Here is a 260-nt window from a genome sequence, read left to right on the forward strand (position 1 = left end):
GACTCTTATTCTTTTTGCTTATACTGTAAAGTAGTAACGTTTTGTTGAAATAGAAGGAGATCGTTTATGAGTAAAACGAAACAATTAATAGAGGAAGCAAGTCATTTTATTACGGTTTGCTATAAAGAGCTTAATAAAGAACAATTCATAGAAGAGAGAATAAAAGAAATTCAAGTTGAGATAGAGAAGACGGGGACGTATGAGCATACATTTGAAGAACTTGTTCATGGATCACGAATGGCATGGCGCAATAGTAATCG

The 260-nt window shown here is 33.5% G+C and carries 1 protein-coding gene; it reads left to right on the forward strand.

What is annotated here, in order from left to right; translation table 11 throughout:
- Positions 1–66 precede the first annotated feature (66 nt).
- Positions 67–260: nitric oxide synthase oxygenase (locus SB775_RS30925; RefSeq protein ID WP_410865089.1), on the forward strand; the 194-nt coding region annotated here is incomplete at its 3' end.

It is taken from the genome of Peribacillus sp. SIMBA_075, assembly GCF_046534585.1.